Origin of the sequence: Dongia sp. (assembly GCF_041910485.1) — a bacterium.
Taxonomy (GTDB): domain Bacteria; phylum Pseudomonadota; class Alphaproteobacteria; order Dongiales; family Dongiaceae; genus Dongia.
Map to the genome: position 1 here is coordinate 243,584 of NZ_JAYRQR010000013.1, position 21,882 is coordinate 265,465.

Here is a 21,882-nt window from a genome sequence, read left to right on the forward strand (position 1 = left end):
CTGGTCGGACAAATACTTAGCCGGGAATCAGAAAAGCCCCGATGCCGGAAATCGCGGCCCGGTACGGCCCGCCCATTGTTCGCTTGCGCGTCCCCGGTTATACCCAGCGCCAGCTTCGTTAACGAAAGTGACCAACATGTCCGCCGATACTTCCGCCCCCGACCCGCATGGCGCCGACCCGCATGCCGCCGCCATGGCGGCCCAGGCCAATCTGCCGACCAGCCCGGACCAGCTGCTGGCGCACCTCAAGGCCCTTGGCATCAACGCCCAGACCACCGATCACATCCCCGTCTTCACGGTGGAAGAGAGCCAGAAGGTCAGCCGCGACATGAGCGGCGGGCACATCAAGAACCTGTTCCTGCGCAACCGCAAGGAAGACATGTGGCTGGTGACGGTCGAGGAGAATCGCCGCGTCGATCTCAAGGCGCTGGGCGAGAAACTGACCGGCGAAACCGGCGGCAATGCCAAGCTTTCCTTCGGTTCGGCCGATCGGCTGATGACCTATCTCGGTGTCATTCCGGGCGCGGTGACGCCTTTTGCCGTCATCAACGACAAGGGCAAGAAAGTGAAGATGGTGCTGGACCGCCATCTCCTCTCCTGCAACCCGATCAACGCCCATCCGCTGGTGAACTTCAAGACGACGGCGATCTCGCCCGACGACCTTTTGAAGTTCCTCGAGGCCGAGGGGCACAAGCCGCAACTCGTCGATTTTGCCTAACCCCCATAACTCATTGTGGTTAAAGGGAACATGGCTTTTCCGCGGCGGTTGATTTGAACCCGGGAAAGAGCCATCTATAGGGTCAAATCCAGAGTTCTTGGGAGCATTTCGAAGATGGACAATTTGATCGGTGCCGGCGCGGCTGCTGGTGCAGCCCCGGCCGATTTGGTGAAGGATGGCAGCCAGGCGACCTTCAAGGCGGACGTGATCGATCCGTCGATGCAGGTTCCGGTCATCGTCGATTTCTGGGCACCTTGGTGCGGCCCCTGCAAGCAGCTCGGGCCGCTCCTCGAAAAGGTGGTCAAGGAAGCGCGCGGTGCGGTGCGCATGGTGAAGATCAATGTCGACGAGAATCAGGCGCTTGCCGGTCAGCTGCGCATCCAGTCGATTCCGGCGGTCTTCGCTTTCTTCCAGGGGCGCCCGGTCGATGCCTTCCAGGGCGCGCAGCCCGAAGGCCAGCTGAAGCAATTCGTCGGTCGCCTCGCCAAGCTCGCCGGTGAACAGCCGGCCTCGCCGATCGATGAAGCGATCGAGCACGCCGAAGCGGCGATCGAAGCCGGCGATCATGCGACCGCGACCGAGATTTTCGGTCAGGTCCTCGAGCATGAGCCCGAGAATGTGAAGGCGATCGGCGGCATCGTGCGCTGCCTCATCGCGTTGGGCGAGATCGAGCAGGCGGCCGAGTTCCTGGGTCGCGCGCCGAAGGACAAGCTGAACGACCCGGTCATTGCCGGTGCGCGGGCGCAGCTCGACGTGGCTGAAGCGGGCCGCAAGGCCGCCGGCCAGTCCGACGCGCTGCGTGCGCGCGTCGATGCCAACCCGAAGGACCATGAGGCCCGTATCGAGTTGGCCCAGGCCCTGTTTGCGACCGGCGACAAGGAAGGGGCCATCGACCAGCTTCTGGAAAGCATCCGCATCAACCGCGCGCATAACGAGGAAGCAGCCAGGAAGCAGCTCGTCACCTTCTTTGAGGCGATGGGCCCGACCGATCCGCTGACCTTGAGTGCGCGGCGCAGGCTTTCCTCGCTGCTCTTCTCGTAAACCCGAACGGAAAGGCACGGCAGACATGCGCTCCGGCCCCAGCCATCTCGGTCCCTTCGATCCCGATTTCGCGGAACTTCCTGGCGAGCTGCCGGTCTTTCCGCTGACCAACGCGCTCCTGCTGCCGGGCGGCCGATTGCCGCTCAATGTCTTCGAGCAGCGCTATCTTGCGATGGTGCGCGCGGCACTGATGACGCCCGATCGCCTCATCGGCATGGTGCAGCCGGTCGAAGCCAATGCCGACCGCAATCTTGCGACCGAGAATATGCCGACCCTGCATCAAGTGGGCTGCGCCGGTCGCATCGTCTCGTTCGAGGAAACGCCGGACGGTCGCTACCAGATCATCCTCTCCGGCCTCATACGTTTCCGTATCGCCAAGGAACTGCCGCTCGCCCGCGACGGCTATCGCCGCATCGTGCCGGATTTCGATGCCTTCGCCCATGACATGGCGGAACACGAGTTCCAGCTGGCCGACCGGCCGCGCTTCCTCGCCGTGCTGCAGGAATATCTGAAGACCCGCCAGGCGCGGCTCGACTGGAAGGGCATCGAGGAAGTGGCCGATGACGAGCTCGTCGTCGCGATGGCGCAGATGTCGCCGCTGGAGCCGGAGGAAAAGCAATCCCTCCTAGAATGCGAAGACCTCGATGCCGTGGTCGAAATGATGACCGCCATGTTCGAAGTCCACGGCGCGCAGGCGGCCGGTGGCGAACATCGCCTGCATTGAAAGTGACATGACATGGGCGACAACGACCAGCTCATCGATCCCAAGCTCTTGGAGATCCTCGTCTGCCCGATCAGCAAGACGCAGCTCGTCTATGACCGGCAAAAGCAGGAATTGGTGAGCAAGGCAGCGGGCCTTGCTTTTCCGATCCGCGACGGCATTCCGATCATGCTGGTCGACGAGGCGCGTCCCTTGGAGATCGACGAATGACCGACGCTCTCGGCACCGAGCATTGGCCGGTTGAAATCCGTCACAAGCAGTCGGAAAAGCTGCTCGAAATCGCGTTCGACGATGGCGCCACTTATCGCTATCCGGCGGAACTCCTGCGCGTCGAAAGTCCCTCAGCGGAAGTGCAGGGGCATGGGCCGGGGCAAAAGACCATCGTTCCGGGCCGCCGCGAAGTCGGCATCATGAAGATCGAGCCGGTCGGCCATTACGCCATCCGCATCGAATTCGACGACATGCACGATACCGGCATCTATTCGTGGCGCTATCTTTATGAGCTGGGCCGCGACCAGGACCGCATCTGGCAGGGCTATCTCGACGCCCTCAAGGAGCATGGCCTCAGCCGCGATCCGCGCGCTGCGAAGGCGCCCAAGCCCCACAATCACGGCGGTGGTTGCGGCTCCGGCAGCTGCGGCTGTCACTGAACCCGGAACCAATCGCCGCCACCGACATTCTCTTTTCCGCAATCCACTATGCGGGAGGAAGAATGGCACGCGTACTCCTGGGTGCGGCCGGACTCTATTTCATACTGGCAGCGGCGCTCGCTCTCCACATGGGCCTCATCGCCGATTACCGCCTCGGCCTTGTCTATGCCCATATCGGCGGCCTTGGGTTCTTGGCTCTCGGGCTGGTCGGTGCGCTTTATCTCGCGCGGCCCGATCTCGCCGCCGGGTTTTTCGCATGGGCGCATTTTTGGCTGCACATGATCGGCCTCCCCGTGCTGCTGATAGGCCTCACCATGACGCAGCTCGATGCATTCATGACCGGACATACGATCGCGCTCATTGGCATGGCCCTTGTCCTGCTCTCGGCCCTCGCGCTGACGATCAATCTCTGGTCACGTGCGGGGACCGACCGGCGAGCGTTGACCGGCAATCACCCGTGAAGGGCCATCACCCGTGAAGGGCCAGGCTGTCGGTCGGTGCCTCGGCCCGCTCGCTCATCCCGTAATCGCGCAGCACTGAGGCGACGCGCAGCCGGTAATTGGCGAAGAGGCCGCTACGACCCGCCTCCTGGGCGCGGCGATGGCTTTCCAGATTGCGCCATTGCTTGACCGCTTCCTCGTCACGGAAGAAGGAGAGCGAGAGCATCTTCCCCGGATTGGTGATGCTCTGGAACCGCTCGACCGAAATGAAACCGTCGATCTTCTCCAATTCCGGCTTCAGTGTGGCGGCGATGTCGAGATAGGCATCGCGTTGAGCGGCAACCGGTTCCACTTCGAAAATGATGGCGATCATGCTGTCACCCTCCCCGGCAGCTGATCCCGGGTCCCCGGGACATCGCTCAAGAATGTCCGCTCCTCGCGCAGGATGAAACGCTTTTCCTGTGCCGTCTGGAAATTCGCCTTCCCGGCCGCATCGGTGCGGAGCCGTGCGCGATAGGCTTCGTACTGGCCAAGGCTCGGAAACGAGATCAAGCCCCAGGCAATGTCGTTGGTCCCCTCATGCGGCAGGAAATAGCCGATGAGATGCCCGCCGCAGGCCGGGATGATGCGACCCCAATTCTCGGCATAGGCGCGGAATGCCGCCAGCTGAAAGGGATCGATCTGGTAGCGGATGAAAACGGTGATGGCCACGGAAGTCCCTCCTTGAAATCTGGCCATTCTTCTAGCGCCGGATGCCGGATCGATGCTTCGTCGCCGATCGAAATGTGTCATGCTGCTGGTGGCCGCGCTTGACGCCGGGGAGGGCGAAAGCGTGCAGGAGTCGCCAGTAACCGCAATGGGGGGGAAGGTCACAATGGCTCATCGTCTCTTGAAAATCGCCGCCGTCTATTTCGTCATCGCCGTCTGCCTTGGCACCTATATGGGGGCGGCCGAGGATTTCGAGCAGGTCGCCGTCCACACGCATCTCAATCTGCTGGGCTGGGTCAGCCTCGCTATCATCGGCTGCATCTATCTGCTGAAGCCGCATCTCGCGGCGACGCGCCTCGCCGCGGCGCATTTCTGGCTCCACAATATCGGCACACCGGCCCTGATGTTCGGCGTCTGGCTGGTCCATGCCGGCAATTTGGAACTGGGCGGTCCGATCGCTGGGGTCTTTTCCATGGTCGTCGTGATCGGCATCCTCTGCTTTGCCGTCAATTTGTGGCAGGGTCTGGCCCGGAATTGAGTTCTCGGGCTTGAGTTAGTTGCATCGATTGACAGCCAAAAACCGCACCGGCTAGGACTGGGGCGGTTCAAGTTTCTGCGCCAGGGGGAGCATTTCATGATCAGTGCCAATCTGTCCGGCAAGGCCGCCTTCGTCACCGGCGGTGCCTCGGGCATCGGGCTTGCCGTCGTCGAGCGGCTCGCCGCCAACAAATGCAAGGTGGCCATCAACGACCTTGCCAGTTCCCCGCGCCTGGAGGCCGAGGTTGAGCAGCTGAGAAAGGCGGGTCATGACGTGATCGCCTGCCCCGGCGATGTCTCCAAGCAGGAAGATATCGACGCCGCCGTTGCCAAGGCCGTCCAGCATTTCGGCGGCCTCGATTTCCTCGTCAACAATGCGGGAACACCCGGCACGGCCGCACCCATCCCGGTCGATGATTTCCAGCGTATGGACGAGGCCTTCTGGCAGAAGCTCGTCAGCATCAATCAGGTCGGTCCCTATCGCTGCCTCAAGGCAGCCGCACCCCATCTCAAAAAAGCCAAGGGCGCCGTCGTTAATGTCGCCTCGACGGCGGGCCTCGGCTATGGCGGTTCCTCGTCCGTCTACGCCTCGACCAAGGCCGCGATCATTCTGCTCACCAAGGAATGGGCCCATGCGATGGGCCCCGATGTGCGCGTCAATGCCATCGCCCCCAACGTGGTCGATGGTTCCGGCTGGGACTGCAAGTTCGACGACGGCGATCTCAAAAGCTATGTCGCCAAGCTGCCGTTGAAACGCGCCGGCACGCCCGCCGATTACGCCGAGACGATCTTCTATCTGCTGGCCGGCGCGCCCTATGTCACCGCCCAGACCATCGTCATGGATGGTGGTGGCGCGCGCTGATCAATCCCGCTCGTTGTCGAACGGGTTGTCCGTGCGCCTCAGGATGAGGCGGATCGGCGTCCCCGGCAAATCGAACACGTCGCGCAAGCTCTTCACCAGATAGCGGTGGTAGCTGTCCGGCAGTTCGTCGGCTTTCGAGGCGAAGAGGGCGAAGGTCGGCGGCCGCGTCTTGATCTGCGTCATATAGCGGATCTTGATGCGCCGGCCTGAGACGAGGGGCGGCGGATGCATCGCCGTCACCTCCGATAGCCAGCGGTTGAGCTTCGCCGTCGAGACCCGTTTGTTCCAGGTCTGATAGATGTCGAGCACCGCCTTCATCATCTTGTCGAGGCCGCGCTCGGTCATGGCGCTCACCGTCAGGATGGGCACGCCCTTGATCTGCGGCAGCGACCAGTCGATGCGGTCGTTCAGCTTCTTGATCGCCGCATTCTTGTCTTCGATCGAATCCCATTTGTTGGCGACGATGATGAGGGCGCGGCCTTCCTCCACCACCTGCCGGGCGATGGTCAGGTCCTGCTTCTCCAGCATGTCGTTGGCGTCGAGCACCAGCACGACGACATGGGCATATTGAATGGCGCGGCGTGTATCGGCGCCCGACAGGCGCTCGAGTTTCTCGGTGACGCGGGAATGCCGGCGCAGGCCCGCCGTGTCGATGAGGCGGATCGCCTGGTCCTTCCAAGACCAGTCGATGGCGATGGAATCGCGCGTGATGCCCGCCTCAGGCCCTGTCAGCAGCCGATCCTCGCCGAGGAGCGCATTGACCAGGGTGGATTTCCCGACATTCGGCCGGCCGACGATCGCCAGCTGCAGGTGCTTGGGTGCCGGCGGCGCTTCAACGCTCTCGTCATCGCCCGTATCCTCTTCGAGGTCGAGCGGCGCCACTTCCTCGAGATCGGCATCGAGATGGACCCCCGATTTCTCGCCCGCCTTCTTCATCGCAATGGGCTCAAGCGCGTCATAGAGATCGCCAAGGCCCTCGCCATGTTCGGCTGAGAGCGGCAGCGGCGTGCCGAGGCCAAGGCGGAAGCCTTCCTGTGCCGATTCAAGCCCGGCCCGGCCTTCCGCCTTGTTGGCGATGAGGATGACCGGCTTCTTCGATTTGCGCACGACGCGGGCGAAGTGCTCGTCCATCGGCGTGAGGCCTGCGCGCGCATCGAAGACCAGCAGCGTCACGTCGGATTCGGCGATCGCTGCCTCGGTCTGCTGGCGCATGCGTCCTTCCAGACTGTCATCGACGGCGTCCTCAAGCCCCGCCGTGTCGATCACGGTGAAGGACAGGTTGCCCAGATGCGCTTCCCCGTAACGACGGTCGCGCGTCACCCCCGGCGTGTCGTCGACGATGGCGAGACGCTTACGGATGAGACGATTGAAAAGCGTCGACTTCCCCACATTGGGGCGGCCGACGATGGCGACGGTCAATGACATCGTTGGTTCAAGCCAATCATGGGCGGCGCGTCGGCGCGCCGCCGGTTCGTTACTTTAGGGCGATAAGGTCCGCATCATCCGACAGCATGTAGACCATCTCATTCGCCACCACCGGCGGCAGATGCGAACGGTCCGGCAGGTCCTGCCTGCCGAGGAGCGCACCGGTATAGGGCGAAATCGACAGTGCCAAGCCGTTGGACCCGGTCACAAGCAGACGGTCGCCCACCAGCACCGGACCCGACCAATAGATCGGGTCTTCGCGCGCTTCCATGTCCTCGAAAGGCGGCAAGGGGGTCAGCCACTTGATCTTGCCTTCGTCGCGGGTGACGCAGACGACCTCGCTTTGCGAGGTGAGGACGTAAATATAGTCCCCGGCGGCCCAGGGCATTTGCGTGCCACCCAGATCCTTGTCCCAATAGCGCTCGCCGCGCCGCAGATCGAGCGCCGCCATGACGCCGCCATTGCCAATGGCGATGACGCGGTCGCGGTCGATCACGGGCTTGCCGCGAATGTCGGTGAGCGCCGCAACGGAAGAGGTGCGCGCCTTGCCGGCAAGGCTGTCGGTCCACAGCGAATGGCCGTTGACGACGTCGAAGGCAAGAAGTTCGCCCGATGTGTAGGCGGCGACGACGACATTGCCGAGGACGGCGGGCGTCGAACCGCCGAGCAGACCGGCAGCTTCCTCGACGCCGGCATTCGACCAGAGCCTGCGCCCGTCATCGACGGAGAAGGCCACCAGCTGGTTGTCGATCGTCGTGACGAAGACGCGCCCGTCGCTGACAGCGGGGGCAGCGCGCATCGGCGCCGGGGCCTTCGCTTCCCAGATGAAATTGCCGGTCTTGGCGTCGAGCGCATAGACCTTGGCGTATGGTGTCGTGACGAAGATCTTGCCTTCGGCCACGGCCATGCCGCCGCCGAAAAGACCGTCATCTTCATCCTCGGGCGTGAAATCGGCCTGCCAGATGCGGGCACCCGTCGTCGCGTCGAAGGCGCGCACCAGGGATTCGGCATCCAGCGTGTAGATGATGCCGTCGGCGACCACCGGTTCTGCGAGCAGCCGGTTGGCGGAATCCGCGGACGAACCGATATCGGCCGACCACACTTCGGTCAGCACGTCGGAGGCGACCTGCAGATGATACATCGCATGGGCTTGGTTGCCGCCCACCTGCGCCCAATCCTTGTTCACATAGGGCTTGGGCAAACGCACGGCGAGTTCGGCCAGCGTCGGGTCGGCCGCGTTCTGGCTGGTTTGCTGCAGCACCGAGATGCGTTCGCCGGGCAGCGGAACCTTCGACTTGTCGCAGGCACCAAGCGTCAGTGCCGCCACAAGGCCGGCTCCCACCAGCAGCGCGCCGCGAAAGGCCGGCTTCATTGCAATGCCCCAATTCGCCATCATTTTCCCGACCTTATCCTGCGCCATGTCCGACCGGCTCATCTAACGTTCCGGTCCGTTACGCGTTGAGCCGGTCGAGCATGATGGTGATCCGCTCGCCCAGGTTCGCCGGTGCCTGACCGAGGCCCGCTGCTTCCGCCTTTTTCAGATCGGCATCAAGCTTCTCGAAGATTTCCTTGGCCTTCGCCTTGTCGCCGGCGGCAAAGGCGGCAAGCCCCGTGATCTCGGCGGCGAGGAAACGGTAAGGCTGATTGTCGCCGGCCTGCGTCTGCGCGAGGGCCGCTGCTTCCGCCGACTTGCCGAGATCGAGCGCCACATACCCGCCCATGATGGCGGCAGCACCCTTGAGCGGTGCCGCATAGCCCGCGTCATTGGCCATGCCGGTGAGGAGTTCCAGCGCCTTCGCCTTGTCGCCGTCCTTCAGTGTCGCATTGACCAGGTCAAAGCGGGCGAGGTTGGCGAACGGCCCGTCGGCATGGATCAGCTGGCCCAGCAGTTCCTGTCCGGCCTTTGGGTCCTTGGTGACGCGATCGAGTGTCGCCAGATATTCGATGCCGGCCTTTTCCCGCGTGTTGCGCTCATAGATCTGCCAACCGGTCACACCGGCAGTGCCGACGATGATGAGGGTAACGGCGCCATAGACCAGATTCTGGTATTTGGCCCACAGCTTCGCCGCTGTGTCGCGACGCAGATCCTCGTCGACTTCTTCAAAAATATCAGCCACTTATGACCCCTGGAGGCAACTCAGTCATTCTTTTGCGCCCCTGTTGCCGGTGCAGCCCAGGGTGCGATTTGCGCGCTAACATACAGGCAAGCCCCGCGCCTTGCCAACCGAGCCTTTGCCGCACTCCGGGCGCTGTTGGAACGGGAATTGCTTGAACTGGAGGAAGGTCCCGGGTGGGCCGGTTGATGTGACGGATCTGGATGGGCGAGATGGCGAAGAAACGGGTGGGTACTTGGGCGTCCGGGCTCGCAGCTCTGGCGCTGGCGCCGATGATGGCCGGCTGCAATACAACAGCCATACCCAGCTGGATTTCCGGCACCACGGCCTATGCCGCCGTCGAAGGTGTTTCGCTCAATCAGACCGGCAAGACGGCATCCGATCATCTGGCCTCGATGGCGACGGGCGAGGATTGCTCGATCCTCGACTACACCAAAACCGGCAAATACTGCCGGACCGCGGCCGAGATCGCCCAGGAACAGGCGGAAAAGAACCGGCCCTATCCCGGCTATTGCTACCGCCAGCGCGCTGGCGTGGTCTGCTATGACGGGCGCGACCAGACGGCCAGCGATGGGCTGGAACTCTATCCCGAACCCCACGGGTGGTAGGCGGATCCGCCCTTCCAAGGTGATCGGCGCTTTACGGATTCATGACTTTGCGCCACACTTTTGGCGAAGGCTCGGTTTTGAGCCGAGTCGAATGTGATCATAAGGATCGAATGGCGCAGCTCGTTCTTCTTAATGATTACCGCCGCCAGGGCCGCCGGGTCTTTTTCAACCGCGACGAACTCAATCTTCTGCTTGGAATCTACAGCCGCAAGGTCGCCCACGCGATCTGGCGCGACTATGCGATCGACCATCGCAGCAACATGGCGGTCTTTTCGGTCTACCGCCGCTCCCAGGAACAACCGACCTTCGCCGTCACCAAGATCCTCCTGCGCGGCGACAAGGAGCCGAGCTATGTCCTGCTTGCCGGCAAGCGGCAGCTCAAATCCTCGCGCCGGCTCCCCGAGCTGATCGATTATATGGACCGTCAGCTTAATCTTGTGGAATAGGCGGGATTTGTCTCGACCACCATATGTTCCAATGAAATTGCTGTTATCCACAACATTTTGAGTTTTCCCTGTTGCCTCCCCGCATGTTGTAGGGTGAAATAATCCTCACTCAACATCTTGAGCTGGTGCGGCCTTTATGGCTTATGGCGCCAGCTCAAAACGCCAGCCAACCCGGTGGGGAGAAGACATCATGGAATGGACCGAACAGCGGATTGAAATGCTGCGCAAGCTCTGGGGTCAGGGCCAGACGGCAAGCCAGATCGCGACCCTGCTGGGTGGCGTCACCCGCAATGCCGTGATCGGCAAGGCGCATCGCCTGGGTCTCACGGGCCGTCCCTCGCCGATCAAGCGGGATGGGACCGAAGCCGCGGCGCCCCGGCGCAAGGCCGTCAGCCAGCGCCGCCAGCAGCCGGCGATTGCGCCGATGCCGGCCCCCCGCCAAATGAATGCCGGCCAGGTCAATGCTGGCCAAATGGCGCCGAGTGCCACCGTCGCCAGTGCCAAGGTCGAGCCCCGTTACGCGGCCCCGGCGTCCGAACTCAGCGAACCGCGCATGGATGCGCCGGTCGCGGCACCCAAGGCTCCGGCCGCACCCCGTGTGGCGGCAAGTGCCGGTTCCAAATCCTGCTCCTGGCCGGTCGGTGATCCGAAGCAGCCCGGCTTCCATTTCTGCGGTGACGCGGCTGAACCCGGCCGTCCGTACTGTGCCCATCATTGCGGCATCGCCTATCACCGCAAGTCCGAAGCGGCCTGAGCCGCCGATAGCATCGCGGGGCGGCGGCCGCTGACAGGTCGCCGAACCGGTGGGGGAGAGATGGGGGCGGCGCGCCACGGCGTGCCGCCCCTTTCATTTGCCGGGTCTTTTTGCAGCGCAGCAGATATCTGACCGATCACGCTGCCATTTAAACTGGATTTCGCGTTTTATACACATAAGTGCAGGCATCGTGGGTTGTTTGCACGCAGCATGTTGCGCTTGGCCGAGCCCCTAGTCGGACACGAAATTTAAGCGCTTGTTTACCAAGCAATTTATGAATAATTGCCGAAAAGAACATCGGCCCCACAATAGTGTACGCAACTTCGCATCTGCGTGATTCCAAGATGGAGTAACGCTGCCCATGTTTCGTTCATGTGACAGCGACCGCCCAGGCCGAACCAGAGGGACCCCCTCGCCTGCGGCGCCAGTCTTCTGAAGGGACGTAAAAGGAATCATGGCAAGCGTAAAGACCAACATTCCCGGCAACACCAGTGTCGAGCTGCCCGCGGGCGGCTCCACGACCCGGATCCAAGTGGCTCCGGGCGCCACCATCGACCTGCCGTTCGCGGCGGGTGATCTGGCGGCCAAGCTGGGCGAGAACGGCAATCTTGCCATTCGGGTCAACAACCAGACGATCATCTTCCTGGGCTATGCCGAAGCCAATGATGCCGCGCCGGTGACGCTGAATGCCGGCGGGCAGCCGATCGACATTGCCGACCTCCTGGCCTCGACCGATCCGGCGCTCGACATCCAAACCGCTGCCGGCCCCGCGGCCGATGCGCCGGGGGCGGCTCGCGTCGACAACAATGGCGGTCTCTTCACCGCTTTCGCCCCGGGCGCTGGCATCGGCGGCCTCAACGCCGTCGGTGGTTTGCAAGCGACGGCGCTCAACTACAACACGATCGAACGCACCGCGCCCCTCATCATCGAGGAAGCGGATGCACCAGTGACCGGCCCCACCGGCGAAACCGGCTCCACGGGTGAAACAGGCCCGACCGGCGAGACGGGTCCCTCTGGCGAAACCGGCCCTTCCGGCGAAACAGGTTCGACCGGTGAAACCGGCAGCACTGGCCCGACGGGACCGACTGGCGAGACGGGCCCCTCTGGTGAGACAGGTTCGACCGGTGAAACCGGCAGCACTGGCCCGACGGGACCGACTGGCGAGACGGGCCCCTCTGGTGAGACAGGTTCGACCGGTGAAACCGGCAGCACGGGCCCGACGGGTCCGACCGGCGAGACGGGGCCTTCTGGTGAAACCGGTCCTTCCGGAGAAACAGGTTCGACCGGCGAAACCGGCAACACGGGCCCGACGGGTCCGACCGGCGAGACGGGGCCCTCTGGCGAAACGGGCCCAACTGGTGCCACGGGCCCAACCGGCCCGACGGGTCCCACCGGCGAAACCGGCCCAACTGGCCCCACGGGTGAGACTGGTTCCACCGGTCCGACCGGCCCCGGCGAAACCGGTCATACCGGCGAAACCGGCAACACGGGCCCGACGGGTACGCCTGAGCATCACGACAGCGTCCATGTCGCAGCCTTGGCCTGCCAGGGTGCGATGCCGACGAATCTCCATGTGATCGACGGCAGCAACCATACGGATCTGCTGGTCGGCGGCGACGGCAACGACCTCATCCACGGCTACCAGCAGGTGGATCATCTCTCCGGCGGCAAGGGTGACGATGCCATCTATGGCGACCAGGGCACCGATGCCCTGTTCGGTGGCGACGGCAATGACTGGCTCGATGGCGGCGAGGGTACGGACGCGCTCTATGGCGGCGACGGCAACGACATGCTGTTCGGCGGCAACGGTGCCGATGCTCTCTACGGCGGTGACGGCAATGATTGCCTGTTCGGCGGCGAAGGTCCGGACGCATATGATGGCGGTGCCGGCAACGATATCTTCCACGGTATCGACAATGCCGATCTCCACGGCAACCAGCCCGTCATCACAGGTGGCAGTGGCGACGACATCGCCATGATGGGCGGTCTGCATGACTTCCGTGCCGACAGCGCCAACAATGACGACAAGTATGTCCGCGAAATCGAAGTATTGAACTTCGACGGCAAGAAGGGCGACACCAGCGACGATGGCGTCGGCACGTCGATCACGCTCGATGCCAGCAGCGTCCTCGACATGACCGATGATCGCAACACGCTATTCGTGCAGGGCGACCATCAGGACTCGATCACCATGATCGGCAATTGGACGCCGGATGCCAATGTCCACGATGGCGATGACGGCCGGACCTATGTCGGCTTCACGACCGACGTGGGTGGCCAGACCGTCCACGTCTTTGTCGATACGGACATTGTGATCGTGCCCTGATCAGGTCCCGGGGCGAAGGTGCTCAATGAATGCAGGCGCTCTCCCGAAAGGGGAGCGCCTCTTTCATTTGCCGTCGAAGATCCAGCCGCCGTTCTTGATCAGGCGCGGATTGTCCGGCTCGTACTCCAACGCCTTGGTCAGCCATTCCCGCGCCAGTGCGTGTTGACCGGTGTAATAGGCGCAGATGCTGCCCACATCGTATGGCCCGATGCCCCAGGCCTTGGCGTCGCGCGTGTGGTCGGTGGGAACATGGGTGATGGCAAGGGCGCGCGTCGCCGCCCACACACCGCCCGACCAGTCCTTTTCGTCCATGCAGAACTTGGCGAAATCATGCCACGGCTCGCGCGCCTCCGGCATTTCGGCGCAGGCCTGCAGATAGGCGCTGCGTGCCTCGCCGATGCGCCCCAGCGCTTTCTGGCAGCGGCCGATGAAGCGCATCGAGGCGGAGCGTTCCGCCTTCCAGGTGGCGCGCGGCAGGCTGAGATGGCGGCGCAATTCCGCGATCGCCGCTTCATGCTCGCCGCGGAACATCAACTCGCGTCCGTAATAATGGGCCAGCCGGTCGTCGCTGGGGTCCGCCGCCGCGGCCGCCGCAAGCATCGGCAGATACTGGCCGCGCGATTTCCCGTCATCGGGCAGATGCCTGATGCGCAGCCGGTCGGAAGTCGCGATCTGCTCCTGCAGGCCGACCGCAACAGACAGCACTTCGTGGATCGGATACTTCCATTCATAGCCGAACCGCTGATGGATGCGGCTGGAATAGAAGAAGCGCTTGGCGGCACCATCGGCGCCGATATCGATTTCCAGCGGGTTACGCAGGCGCGTCGTGCCCGGAACCCAGGCCTCGATCAGCGCCTCACGCCAGCCCGGCTGCAATACTTCGTCCATGTCGATGGAAAGACAGATGTCGATATCCGCCGGCAACAGCGCCAGGGCCGCATTGCGGGCATGGTCGAAACGCCAGGGCTTGATGGCGATGCTGCGGACCTCGACGCCGGCCGCCTGCAGTTTCGCGATCGTCCCGTCGGTCGATCCGGTATCGGCCACCAAGCGGTAATCCGCTGGCGCGGCTGCCTCCGCCCAGCGGTCGACGAACGTCTCTTCGTTGAGGGCGATGGTATAGACCGCGATTTTCATGGCGCCAATCTATCGCCCGCCGCCGCTGCTGGCAAAGGATGGACGCATTCCTATCGTCCCGTCCCTACAGTCTCGCCTTTGTCTCCGGCAATCACATGAAACTCTTCCGAGCTGCAACCCAGCGAGACACGTCGAAATAGATCGCGTTCGATCCGCTAGCGGTCTTGAACTCGACCCACAGCAGATAGATTTCCCGAGGACCCCGAAAGAGATGCCCGATCGCGCTTTTGCTACCTGGGTAGAACTCGGTCAAATAAGCGCCGCTGGCATCTACTTCATTGTCACTGGGCACTGTAGGAAACATGATCGGGTCGGATGCACGGCTACCGCTTCCAGAGTGTGAAGGGGCCGGTGCAGTGCTTTCGTGCATTGCATGTGCAAGTGCGACGGCAAGCATCACCGGCAAGACTGTACTGTCGCCCTTCGGCGCATCGAAATCGACAATCGCATTGACGCCGCCGGACTTCGTAAGATCACCGCTACCCAAGTAAGTATATTCGGCAGGCGGGCGCGGAGCTTTTACGTTGACACTTTTGGTGCCAGTGCCACCATTTCCGGTGCAGGCGGCGACAATTGCCAGCCCGAACAGGAAAGTGAGTGGAGAAAAATAACGCATCGATCGCTGCCCCGAAATTGCCCGCCCCGAAATATGAAGGCCGGATCATACAACCATTCGAGGCATCACTTCGCCACTACTTTGCGGCATCCATCTCCAGCAGCCATTCGGCGTGCTTGAGGAGCGTCGACATCGGCCCGTGATCATGGCCGATGGTCTGCAGCGAGACGCCTGCACCGTCCAGCATCAGCAGCAATTGCTCGGCGATCATGTCGGCGCGCTTGAGACCCGCTTGCTTTGCATTCTCGGCAAAGCGGCGGCGCATGCCGCGCTTATGTTCCTCGATCACCTGGCGGCCGGGATGGCTGGCGTCCGGCAACTCGATCGCCGCGTTGGTGATCGGGCAGCCGCGGCTCTCCGGCCGTTCCATCTGCCGGCCCATCTCGCGCAGCCAGGCAAGTATATGCCCGCGCGGATCGTCTTTGTGGCGCGCGCCGATCCGGTCCCAGCTCGCTTCGATCTCGGCCGCCACCTCGCGCAGGTAGGCAGCGACCAGTTCGTCCTTGGAGCTGAAATGGCGATAGAGCGTCATCTTGTTGGTGTCGGCCGCTGCCGCCACCGCCTCAACGCCCACTCCGCGGATGCCCTGGCCATAAAACAGCGCATGCGCCGATTTCATGATGCGCGCGCGCGGCGGCAGCTCCACCGTCTCGTCGGCAATGGTCTTGCTCGCTGTCGCACGCGCTTTTCTCGTCGCCATCGGAATCCTCTTGACGCGATGTTACCGATCGGTAACATCACCGCGTTACCGATCGGTAACATATACCATCGGCGCCGGCGGGTGAACCCCCGATCCGCGCCTATAAAGGAGACGAATCATGGCAATCGGCGTTACAGGTGCCAGCGGCCAGCTGGGCCGCCAGGTGCTGGACAATCTGTTGCAGAGCGGCGTGTCCGCAGCCGGCATCGTGGCGCTGACGCGCGACCCCGCAAAGCTTTCTGCCTACGCCGCCAAGGGCATCGTCGTCCGGGCCGGCGATTTCGACCAGCCGGCCGAGCTGCAGGCCAGCCTCAAGGGTGTCGACCGTCTCCTCGTCATCCCTGCTTCCGACCTCCGCCCGGGGATTCGCGGGCCGCAGCACCGCAACGCCATCAATGCCGCCAAGGCGGCGGGCGTCGGCCATGTCATCTACATTTCGACCGCCGGCGCGCATCGCGGCCAGGATCTCTTCAAATCCCACTATGAGACCGAGCAGGCGCTCTTCGCCTCCGGCCTCGCCTGGACCGTCCTGCGCATGGGCATGTATTACGACAATCTGTGGATGGGCGGCATTGCCTATGCCTTGTCGGCCGGTGTCTATCCGGCAGTGGCGCCGACGCCTGAGGGCAAGGTCGCGCGCAGCGACGTGGCCGCTGCAGCGGCGGCCCTGCTGGCATCGAGCGGCCATGACACGCATATCTATCACGCGACCGGCCCGGCGGCACTGACGCCCGCCGACGTGGCAGCGGCGATTGCCGAGACGTTCGGCAAAAAGGTCGATGCCGTCACCGTGACGCAGGAGCAATATGATGGCGGCCTGAAGGCAGCCGGCCTCCCCGATTTCGTCGTCGATGCGATCGGCGGCATCGAAGCGGCGCGCGCCAAGGGCCAGCTCGATATCGTCACCCACGATGTCGCCTATCTCACCGGGCGGAAGGCGCTGACCCTCAAGGAATATCTCGCATCGACCAAGCATCTGGCCGAGGCAAAGGCTGCGGCGCACTGATCCTCAGTTCGCACCGCTTCTGATCGCGCGCCAGGCGGCGATGATGGCGTCGGCGGCGATGCCGGCTTCCGCTTCCGTCGTGCCCCAGGAGATGACGGAGACGCGCATCACCTGGTTGCCGCGCCAGGTGGCGCCGCCGGCAAAGCAGATGCCGTCCGCCTGGATGCGCGCGATGGTGCGGCGCGTGAGATCGTCGGCCATCGTGCTTTCTCCGCCGAAGCGCAGCATCATCTGGTTGAGCGTCACCTCGTTGAGGATATCGATGCCCGGCTCGGCGGCAACGCGCGCGGCGATCAGGCGCGCGGCGCGGCAATGTCGCTCGACCATCGCCGCGATGCCGGCGCGGCCCAGATGCCGGATGATCGCATAGGCGGGAAAGCCCCGGGCACGGCGCGACAGTTCCGGCACCAGATGCGATGGATCGCGCTCGCCGCCCTGCGATGGCGGCAGATAGCTCGCGGCGATGGTCATGGCGCGCTCATGCGCTTCCGGATGCCGCACGATGGCGAAGCCGCAATCATAGGGCGTCTGCAGCCATTTATGACCGTCCGTCGCCCATGAATCGGCGCGTTCCAACCCCACCGTCTGCGTCTTCAAATCCGTCTGCGCGCGGGCCCACAGGCCGAAGGCACCATCGACATGGACCCAAGCGCCTTTCGCGTGGGCCAGCGGGACGATCTCGGCGAAGGGATCGAAGGCGCCGGTATTGATCTGCCCCGCTTGCAGCACGGCAATCGCCGGTCCGTTCACGGCGGCGATCTTCTCCCTGAAATCCGTGGCAAGCATGGCACCGTGCGCATCGGTCTTCACGCGCAGGACCCGGTCATGGCCAAGGCCCAGGAACTGCAGCGCCGAGAAGACCGTCGTATGCGCATCGTCGCCGATCAGCACGGTGATGGCAGGTGCCCCGAACAGCCCCAGTGCTTCGACGTCCCATCCAAAGCGGCGCAGCACTTCGCTCCGCGCGGCGGCCAACCCGACGAAATTGGCGACCGTCGCGCCGGTCACGAACCCGACCGAGGCTTCGCGCGGCAGATCGAGGAGCTCAAGGAGCCAATCCGCCGCCACCTCTTCGGCGGCGGAGGCGGCCGGTGTTGCCACATGGTTGCCGACATTCTGCCCCCAGGCACCAGCCAGCCAATCGGCGGCAACGCCGACCGGGTGCGAGCCGCCGATGACCCAGCCGAAAAAGCGCGGCCCCGTCATGGCATGGAGGCCCGGTTCGGCATCGCGCACCAGATCGGCGATGACGGTTTCCGCGCCCGCGCCCGCTTCCGGCAGCGGCGCTTTGAATACCGCCTGCATCTCGGCATAGCTCTTCAGCGGCCGCTGCGGCTTGGTCGCGATCTCGGCGCGATAGCGGATCGCTTCGTCGGCGGCGGCATGGAGCAGGTCCGCCAGTTCCTGGCGCGACATCGAGACCCGCGTGGCGTCAGCGTCGTTCATGTCCGTCTCCCAGCGATGATTTTTCGGCATTGTCGGCGTCCCTACGGGTGGCGGCAAGCTGGCGCCCGGTCCGGGGGCATCATAAAGCGGCTTGCCAGGAGATAGGTTTCAATATAAAACCAGTTGCAATAAACAATCAGTATAGAACCAAGCGAGCCGGGAGTGAAACGATGAGCCTGTCCCTCTTTGCGCATCCTTTGTCGTCCTATTGCCAGAAAGTGCTGACCGCGCTTTACGAGGCCGGCACGCCTTTCACCTATCGCCAGCTTTCCTTCGACGATAAGGAAACCGGTGCCGAATTCGCCCAGCTCTGGCCGATCCAGCGAATGCCGCTGCTGCGCGACGGCGACCGGTCGGTCATGGAGTCCAGCATCATCATCGAATATCTCGACCGGCACTATCCGGGCCTTGCGCCGATGGTGCCGGCCGATCCCGCGGCCGCACAAGAAGTGCGCTTCCTCGACCGCGTCTTCGACAATTACGTCATGACGCCGATGCAGAAGATCGTCTTCAACGCCATCCGGCCGGCAGAAAGTCGCGACCCTTACGGTGTCGACGAGGCGAAGGTGTTGCTCGGCCGCGCCTATGCCTGGCTCGACGCGCATCTCAAGGGCCGCACTTGGGCGGCGGGCGATCGTTTCACTTTGGCTGATTGCGCAGCGGCCCCGGCGCTTTTCTATGCCGATTGGGTACTGCCCTTCGGCGACGGTTTCCCGACCTTGCTGGCCTATCGCCAGCGCCTGCTCAAACGGCCAAGCTTCGCCCGCGCCGTCGATGAAGGCCGGCCCTTCCGCCACTTCTTCCCGCTGGGTGCGCCGGATCGTGACTGACGGCTACTTCACCACTGCCGCATAGGCCTCCGGCTTGAAGCCGGCCAGAAGCTCTTTTCCGGTGTCGAGAATCGGCCGCTTGATCATGCTGGGCTGCTTCAGCATCAGCGCAATCGCCTTTGCCGTATCGAGGTTGGCCTTGTCCGCATCGGGGAGCGCGCGGAAGGTCGTGCCGGCGCGGTTGAGCACCGTCTCCCAGCCGAGCTTCCGGCACCAGCTTTCAAGATGCGCCTGGTCGATCCCCTCCGCCTTGTAATCGTGGAAGCGATAGGCAACGCCCTTGGCATCGAGCCAGACGCGCGCCTTCTTCATCGTGTCGCAATTCTTGATGCCGTAGATCGTGATGCTCATCTTGCTGCTCAGGCCGGTGGAAGGAAGGGTTGCGAAATTTCCTGAAAGGCCGGCAGTGCCTCGCAGGTGGCCGCTTGGGCGCGAAGGGTGGGGTAGGGCGCCATGTCGACATGGTCCCGATGCACCTCGCCGATGAAGCGCAGCACGCAGGCGAGTGCGATGTCGGCGTGGCCGATCATGGAGCCGAACCAATAGGTGCCGGGCCGCGCCGCGCGCTCCTTCTCGAGAACCTCGAGCACGGCGCCGATCTGCGTGCGGCAGCGCGCGGTCCAGACATCCGACGTCACCTCATGCAGCCGCCGCTCATAGAACAGGCTCACCGCCTTGTCGCCGAGCCCCGTCGCCAGCGCCGCCACGCGCAGCGCCTTGTGCCGCGCCGGTTCGCTGCGCGGGAACAGCGCCTTCTCCGCCGGCACCAGGCTGTCGAGATAGTCGAGGATGATATGGCTGTCGAGCAGCGCCTCGCCATCGTCGAGGACCAGCGTCGGCACGCGGGTCAGCGGATTGAACGGGCGGATCTTGTCCGCCTCGCCGAACGAGGACCAGGGCCGGTGCTCGAAGGAAAGCCCGTAAAGCCGGAGCGCGATGCCGACCCGGCGCACAAAGGGCGAATCATATTGGCCGATGAGAATCATGGGAGCCGTCTCCGGTCTGCTGAGGTCCCAGGCATAACCCGGCCGCGCGATTCTTGTCACCCGGTCCGGATTTCGTACCGGCCATGCGCGCCGCGCTGTGCTACAGTTCGGGGCATGACCGGATACGGACAATTTTGCGCGATTGCGCGGGCGCATGAGGTGCTGGGCGGGCGCTGGACGCTCCTCATCGTGCGCGAGCTGTTGATGGGCAGCCGCCGCTTCAACGATATCCGGCGCGGCATCCCGCGCATCTCGCGCACCGTGCTTTCCGAGCGGCTGCAGGAACTCGTCCATGTCGGCGCTGTCTTGCGGCGGGAGGGCGCCCACGGGCCGGAATACGACCTCACCGCATCGGGCCGCGAGCTTTTCGAGATCGTCGCCGCCTTCGGCAAATGGGGCCAGCGCTGGCTGCCGCGCAAGAATGCCGCCGCCGATGTCGATCTCGACGCACTCCTTCACGACATGGCGCGGCGGGTCCATCCGGAAAAGCTGCCGAAGAATCCAACCGTGCTCCGCGTCGCCCTCGAGCGCCAGCCCGTGCGCTTCCTGCTGCTGAAACAGGGAGAGGTGGCGCCGTGCCTCGAAAATCCGGGCTTTCCGGAAAGCCTTGTGATCGGCGGCAAGCTCGACGCGCTCATCGGCTGGTGGCGCGGCGATATGGATATCAAGGCCGCGCGCCGCAGCGGTCTGCGCCTTGAGGGCAGCGCCGCCGCGATCCGCGCCTTTCCCGGCTGGTTCCAGCTCTATCTGCTGGCCGCCATCAAGCCGGCCGCCTGAACAGCGAGGTTTTGACCAGGGAGGTCTTGAGATGAGCGCCCATATCGTCCGCCTCGGTTCCCCGCGCCTCCAGAACGAGGGCACGCGCATCGGCACCGTGCGCCGCCCGCCGCGCGGTGTGGCGAAGGACCGTTTCGCCGCCGACAATTGGTACGATGTCTGGTACCCGGACCTTTCGCCCAGCGCCGATCTGGTGGCCAAGGCGCTCGCCGCCGAAACGCCCAAAGACTGGGCCGCGTTCGAACGTGCCTACCGGGCCGAGATGAAAGCTCCCGGCCCGGCCCGCACGCTCGATCTCCTTGCGCACATGTCGCACCATGCCGATTTCTCGGTTGGCTGCTACTGCGCCGACGAAGCGCGCTGCCACCGCTCCATCCTCCGCGCCCTTCTCACCGAACGCGGCGCCAGGATGGCGTGAGGCGCGCCTTTACGCCGCGCGATAGCGGGCGGCGGCGTTGGCTTGCATGAAGTTCGGGATCATCGCGGTCCGCGCCGCTTCCATCGCGGTGAACTGCGCATCGTCGGGGAGCGGGGGAATGGTGATGAGTTCGCGCCGGTCGAAACCGATGAGGGCTGCATCGACCAGGTCGCCCACTTCCATCACGGCAGGGAGTGTCGCCACATCCTTCCCCGCGCGGTCCCAGATCTCGGTCCGTGTTACTGAGGGCAGCACCGCCTGCAGATAGACGCCTTTGGCCGCAAGCTCGGTATGAAGGCTCTGCGTCAGGAACTGCACGAAGGATTTGGTGGCGCCATAGACGCTCCACCCCAGTTCGGGGGCAAGGCCCACGACCGAGCCGATATTGACGATCGATCCACGCCCCTCGCGCGCAAAGCGCAGCGCCGCCGCATGGGCAAGCCGCGTCACCGCCGTGACGTTGAGCGCGATGAGCCGCGCGAGATCCGCCCCCGTCTGCTCGACGAAGGTGCCGGGCAGGGTGGTGCCCGCATTGTTGATGAGGATGCCGATGCGCGCATCCTCCTGCAGGCGCCGTTCGACCGTCTCGACATCGCGCGTGTTGGTAAGGTCGGCG

28 protein-coding genes are annotated in these 21,882 nt (G+C 63.8%); 16 read left to right on the forward strand and 12 right to left on the reverse strand.

What is annotated here, in order from left to right:
• Positions 1-136 precede the first annotated feature (136 nt).
• The 6 genes from ACE3PP_RS04380 (at position 137) to ACE3PP_RS04405 (ending at position 3,591) form a co-directional block, all read left to right on the forward strand.
• On the forward strand, positions 137-718 hold the full coding sequence (locus tag ACE3PP_RS04380) for a prolyl-tRNA synthetase associated domain-containing protein (RefSeq protein WP_374378287.1): 582 nt from the start codon (positions 137-139) through the stop codon (positions 716-718).
• A 114-nt stretch (positions 719-832) separates the two neighbouring features.
• Complete coding sequence (gene trxA / locus ACE3PP_RS04385; RefSeq protein ID WP_374378289.1) at positions 833-1,759, forward strand: thioredoxin; 927 nt, start codon at positions 833-835, stop codon at positions 1,757-1,759.
• Positions 1,760-1,784: 25 nt separating this feature from the next.
• Complete coding sequence (locus ACE3PP_RS04390; protein WP_374378291.1) at positions 1,785-2,483, forward strand: LON peptidase substrate-binding domain-containing protein; 699 nt, start codon at positions 1,785-1,787, stop codon at positions 2,481-2,483.
• A gap of 12 nt (positions 2,484-2,495) precedes the next feature.
• Positions 2,496-2,690: a Trm112 family protein gene (locus tag ACE3PP_RS04395; RefSeq protein ID WP_374378292.1), complete on the forward strand. Its 195-nt coding sequence runs from the start codon at positions 2,496-2,498 to the stop codon at positions 2,688-2,690.
• Positions 2,687-3,130, forward strand: coding sequence for a gamma-butyrobetaine hydroxylase-like domain-containing protein (locus ACE3PP_RS04400; RefSeq protein WP_374378294.1), 444 nt, complete (start codon positions 2,687-2,689; stop codon positions 3,128-3,130). The genes ACE3PP_RS04395 and ACE3PP_RS04400 overlap by 4 nt, the downstream gene beginning before the upstream one ends.
• 62 nt (positions 3,131-3,192) lie before the next feature.
• On the forward strand, positions 3,193-3,591 hold the full coding sequence (locus ACE3PP_RS04405) for a hypothetical protein (protein ID WP_374378296.1): 399 nt from the start codon (positions 3,193-3,195) through the stop codon (positions 3,589-3,591).
• Between the two features lie 7 nt (positions 3,592-3,598).
• On the opposite strand, the gene ACE3PP_RS04410 is transcribed toward ACE3PP_RS04405, so the two are convergent.
• Both ACE3PP_RS04410 and ACE3PP_RS04415 read right to left on the reverse strand, forming a co-directional pair.
• Positions 3,599-3,943, reverse strand: a complete 345-nt coding sequence (locus tag ACE3PP_RS04410) for an antibiotic biosynthesis monooxygenase (RefSeq protein WP_374378298.1) — start codon at positions 3,941-3,943, stop codon at positions 3,599-3,601.
• Positions 3,940-4,281 (reverse strand): NIPSNAP family protein, encoded by a 342-nt coding sequence (locus ACE3PP_RS04415; protein ID WP_374378300.1) that lies wholly within the window; start codon positions 4,279-4,281, stop codon positions 3,940-3,942. The genes ACE3PP_RS04410 and ACE3PP_RS04415 overlap by 4 nt, the downstream gene beginning before the upstream one ends.
• Before the next feature lie 163 nt (positions 4,282-4,444).
• Here ACE3PP_RS04415 and ACE3PP_RS04420 point away from each other — a divergent pair, with 163 nt between their 5' ends.
• The gene (locus tag ACE3PP_RS04420; RefSeq protein ID WP_374378302.1) at positions 4,445-4,816 is read left to right on the forward strand and encodes a cytochrome-c oxidase; all 372 of its coding nucleotides are present in this window, start codon (positions 4,445-4,447) and stop codon (positions 4,814-4,816) included.
• Between the two features lie 96 nt (positions 4,817-4,912).
• A complete protein-coding gene (locus ACE3PP_RS04425) occupies positions 4,913-5,677 on the forward strand; it encodes an SDR family NAD(P)-dependent oxidoreductase (protein ID WP_374378304.1) in 765 nt (254 codons plus the stop codon).
• Here the strand turns inward: ACE3PP_RS04425 and der are convergent, their stop codons facing one another.
• The 3 genes from der to ACE3PP_RS04440 are packed head-to-tail and all read right to left on the reverse strand — an operon-like array spanning position 5,678 to position 9,219.
• Complete coding sequence (der, locus tag ACE3PP_RS04430; protein WP_374378306.1) at positions 5,678-7,102, reverse strand: ribosome biogenesis GTPase Der; 1,425 nt, start codon at positions 7,100-7,102, stop codon at positions 5,678-5,680.
• A gap of 49 nt (positions 7,103-7,151) precedes the next feature.
• Positions 7,152-8,537 carry a PQQ-binding-like beta-propeller repeat protein gene (locus ACE3PP_RS04435; protein ID WP_374378308.1) on the reverse strand — a complete coding sequence of 462 codons (1,386 nt, stop codon included), beginning with the start codon at positions 8,535-8,537 and terminating at the stop codon, positions 7,152-7,154.
• A 16-nt stretch (positions 8,538-8,553) separates the two neighbouring features.
• The gene (locus ACE3PP_RS04440) at positions 8,554-9,219 is read right to left on the reverse strand and encodes a tetratricopeptide repeat protein (protein ID WP_374378310.1); all 666 of its coding nucleotides are present in this window, start codon (positions 9,217-9,219) and stop codon (positions 8,554-8,556) included.
• 209 nt (positions 9,220-9,428) lie between these two features.
• On the opposite strand from ACE3PP_RS04440, the gene ACE3PP_RS04445 reads away from it, so the two are divergent.
• From ACE3PP_RS04445 to ACE3PP_RS04460, 4 genes are all read left to right on the forward strand, one after another.
• Positions 9,429-9,824, forward strand: coding sequence for a hypothetical protein (locus ACE3PP_RS04445; protein WP_374378312.1), 396 nt, complete (start codon positions 9,429-9,431; stop codon positions 9,822-9,824).
• Positions 9,825-9,934: 110 nt separating this feature from the next.
• A complete protein-coding gene (locus ACE3PP_RS04450) occupies positions 9,935-10,270 on the forward strand; it encodes a DUF2794 domain-containing protein (protein ID WP_374378314.1) in 336 nt (111 codons plus the stop codon).
• A gap of 190 nt (positions 10,271-10,460) precedes the next feature.
• Positions 10,461-11,024, forward strand: a complete 564-nt coding sequence (locus tag ACE3PP_RS04455; protein WP_374378316.1) for a GcrA family cell cycle regulator — start codon at positions 10,461-10,463, stop codon at positions 11,022-11,024.
• Positions 11,025-11,478: 454 nt separating this feature from the next.
• Positions 11,479-13,350, forward strand: coding sequence for a hypothetical protein (locus ACE3PP_RS04460; protein ID WP_374378318.1), 1,872 nt, complete (start codon positions 11,479-11,481; stop codon positions 13,348-13,350).
• A 63-nt stretch (positions 13,351-13,413) separates the two neighbouring features.
• On the opposite strand, the gene ACE3PP_RS04465 is transcribed toward ACE3PP_RS04460, so the two are convergent.
• The 3 genes from ACE3PP_RS04465 to ACE3PP_RS04475 all read right to left on the reverse strand — a co-directional run bounded on the left by ACE3PP_RS04465 (position 13,414) and on the right by ACE3PP_RS04475 (position 15,803).
• Entirely contained in the window at positions 13,414-14,487 is a 1,074-nt protein-coding gene (locus ACE3PP_RS04465; RefSeq protein ID WP_374378319.1) for a hypothetical protein, read from the reverse strand.
• Positions 14,488-14,578: 91 nt separating this feature from the next.
• Positions 14,579-15,103, reverse strand: coding sequence for a hypothetical protein (locus tag ACE3PP_RS04470; RefSeq protein ID WP_374378321.1), 525 nt, complete (start codon positions 15,101-15,103; stop codon positions 14,579-14,581).
• A gap of 76 nt (positions 15,104-15,179) precedes the next feature.
• Positions 15,180-15,803 (reverse strand): TetR/AcrR family transcriptional regulator, encoded by a 624-nt coding sequence (locus tag ACE3PP_RS04475; RefSeq protein ID WP_374378323.1) that lies wholly within the window; start codon positions 15,801-15,803, stop codon positions 15,180-15,182.
• Between the two features lie 118 nt (positions 15,804-15,921).
• Between ACE3PP_RS04475 and ACE3PP_RS04480 the strand changes: the two genes are divergently transcribed.
• Positions 15,922-16,809, forward strand: coding sequence for an NAD(P)H-binding protein (locus ACE3PP_RS04480; RefSeq protein ID WP_374378324.1), 888 nt, complete (start codon positions 15,922-15,924; stop codon positions 16,807-16,809).
• A gap of 3 nt (positions 16,810-16,812) precedes the next feature.
• Here ACE3PP_RS04480 and ACE3PP_RS04485 read toward each other — a convergent pair whose 3' ends face one another.
• The gene (locus ACE3PP_RS04485; protein ID WP_374378326.1) at positions 16,813-18,255 is read right to left on the reverse strand and encodes an aspartate aminotransferase family protein; all 1,443 of its coding nucleotides are present in this window, start codon (positions 18,253-18,255) and stop codon (positions 16,813-16,815) included.
• Between the two features lie 170 nt (positions 18,256-18,425).
• Here ACE3PP_RS04485 and ACE3PP_RS04490 point away from each other — a divergent pair, with 170 nt between their 5' ends.
• Entirely contained in the window at positions 18,426-19,085 is a 660-nt protein-coding gene (locus ACE3PP_RS04490; RefSeq protein WP_374378328.1) for a glutathione S-transferase family protein, read from the forward strand.
• A 3-nt stretch (positions 19,086-19,088) separates the two neighbouring features.
• Here ACE3PP_RS04490 and ACE3PP_RS04495 read toward each other — a convergent pair whose 3' ends face one another.
• A complete protein-coding gene (locus ACE3PP_RS04495; protein WP_374378330.1) occupies positions 19,089-19,436 on the reverse strand; it encodes an ArsC family reductase in 348 nt (115 codons plus the stop codon).
• An 8-nt stretch (positions 19,437-19,444) separates the two neighbouring features.
• Positions 19,445-20,071, reverse strand: a complete 627-nt coding sequence (locus tag ACE3PP_RS04500) for a glutathione S-transferase family protein (RefSeq protein WP_374378331.1) — start codon at positions 20,069-20,071, stop codon at positions 19,445-19,447.
• Positions 20,072-20,185: 114 nt separating this feature from the next.
• Here ACE3PP_RS04500 and ACE3PP_RS04505 point away from each other — a divergent pair, with 114 nt between their 5' ends.
• A complete protein-coding gene (locus tag ACE3PP_RS04505) occupies positions 20,186-20,848 on the forward strand; it encodes a winged helix-turn-helix transcriptional regulator (RefSeq protein ID WP_374378333.1) in 663 nt (220 codons plus the stop codon).
• A 31-nt stretch (positions 20,849-20,879) separates the two neighbouring features.
• Positions 20,880-21,266 (forward strand): DUF488 domain-containing protein, encoded by a 387-nt coding sequence (locus ACE3PP_RS04510; RefSeq protein WP_374378335.1) that lies wholly within the window; start codon positions 20,880-20,882, stop codon positions 21,264-21,266.
• A 9-nt stretch (positions 21,267-21,275) separates the two neighbouring features.
• Here the strand turns inward: ACE3PP_RS04510 and ACE3PP_RS04515 are convergent.
• Positions 21,276-21,882: SDR family NAD(P)-dependent oxidoreductase (locus ACE3PP_RS04515; RefSeq protein ID WP_374378337.1), on the reverse strand; the 607-nt coding region annotated here is incomplete at its 5' end.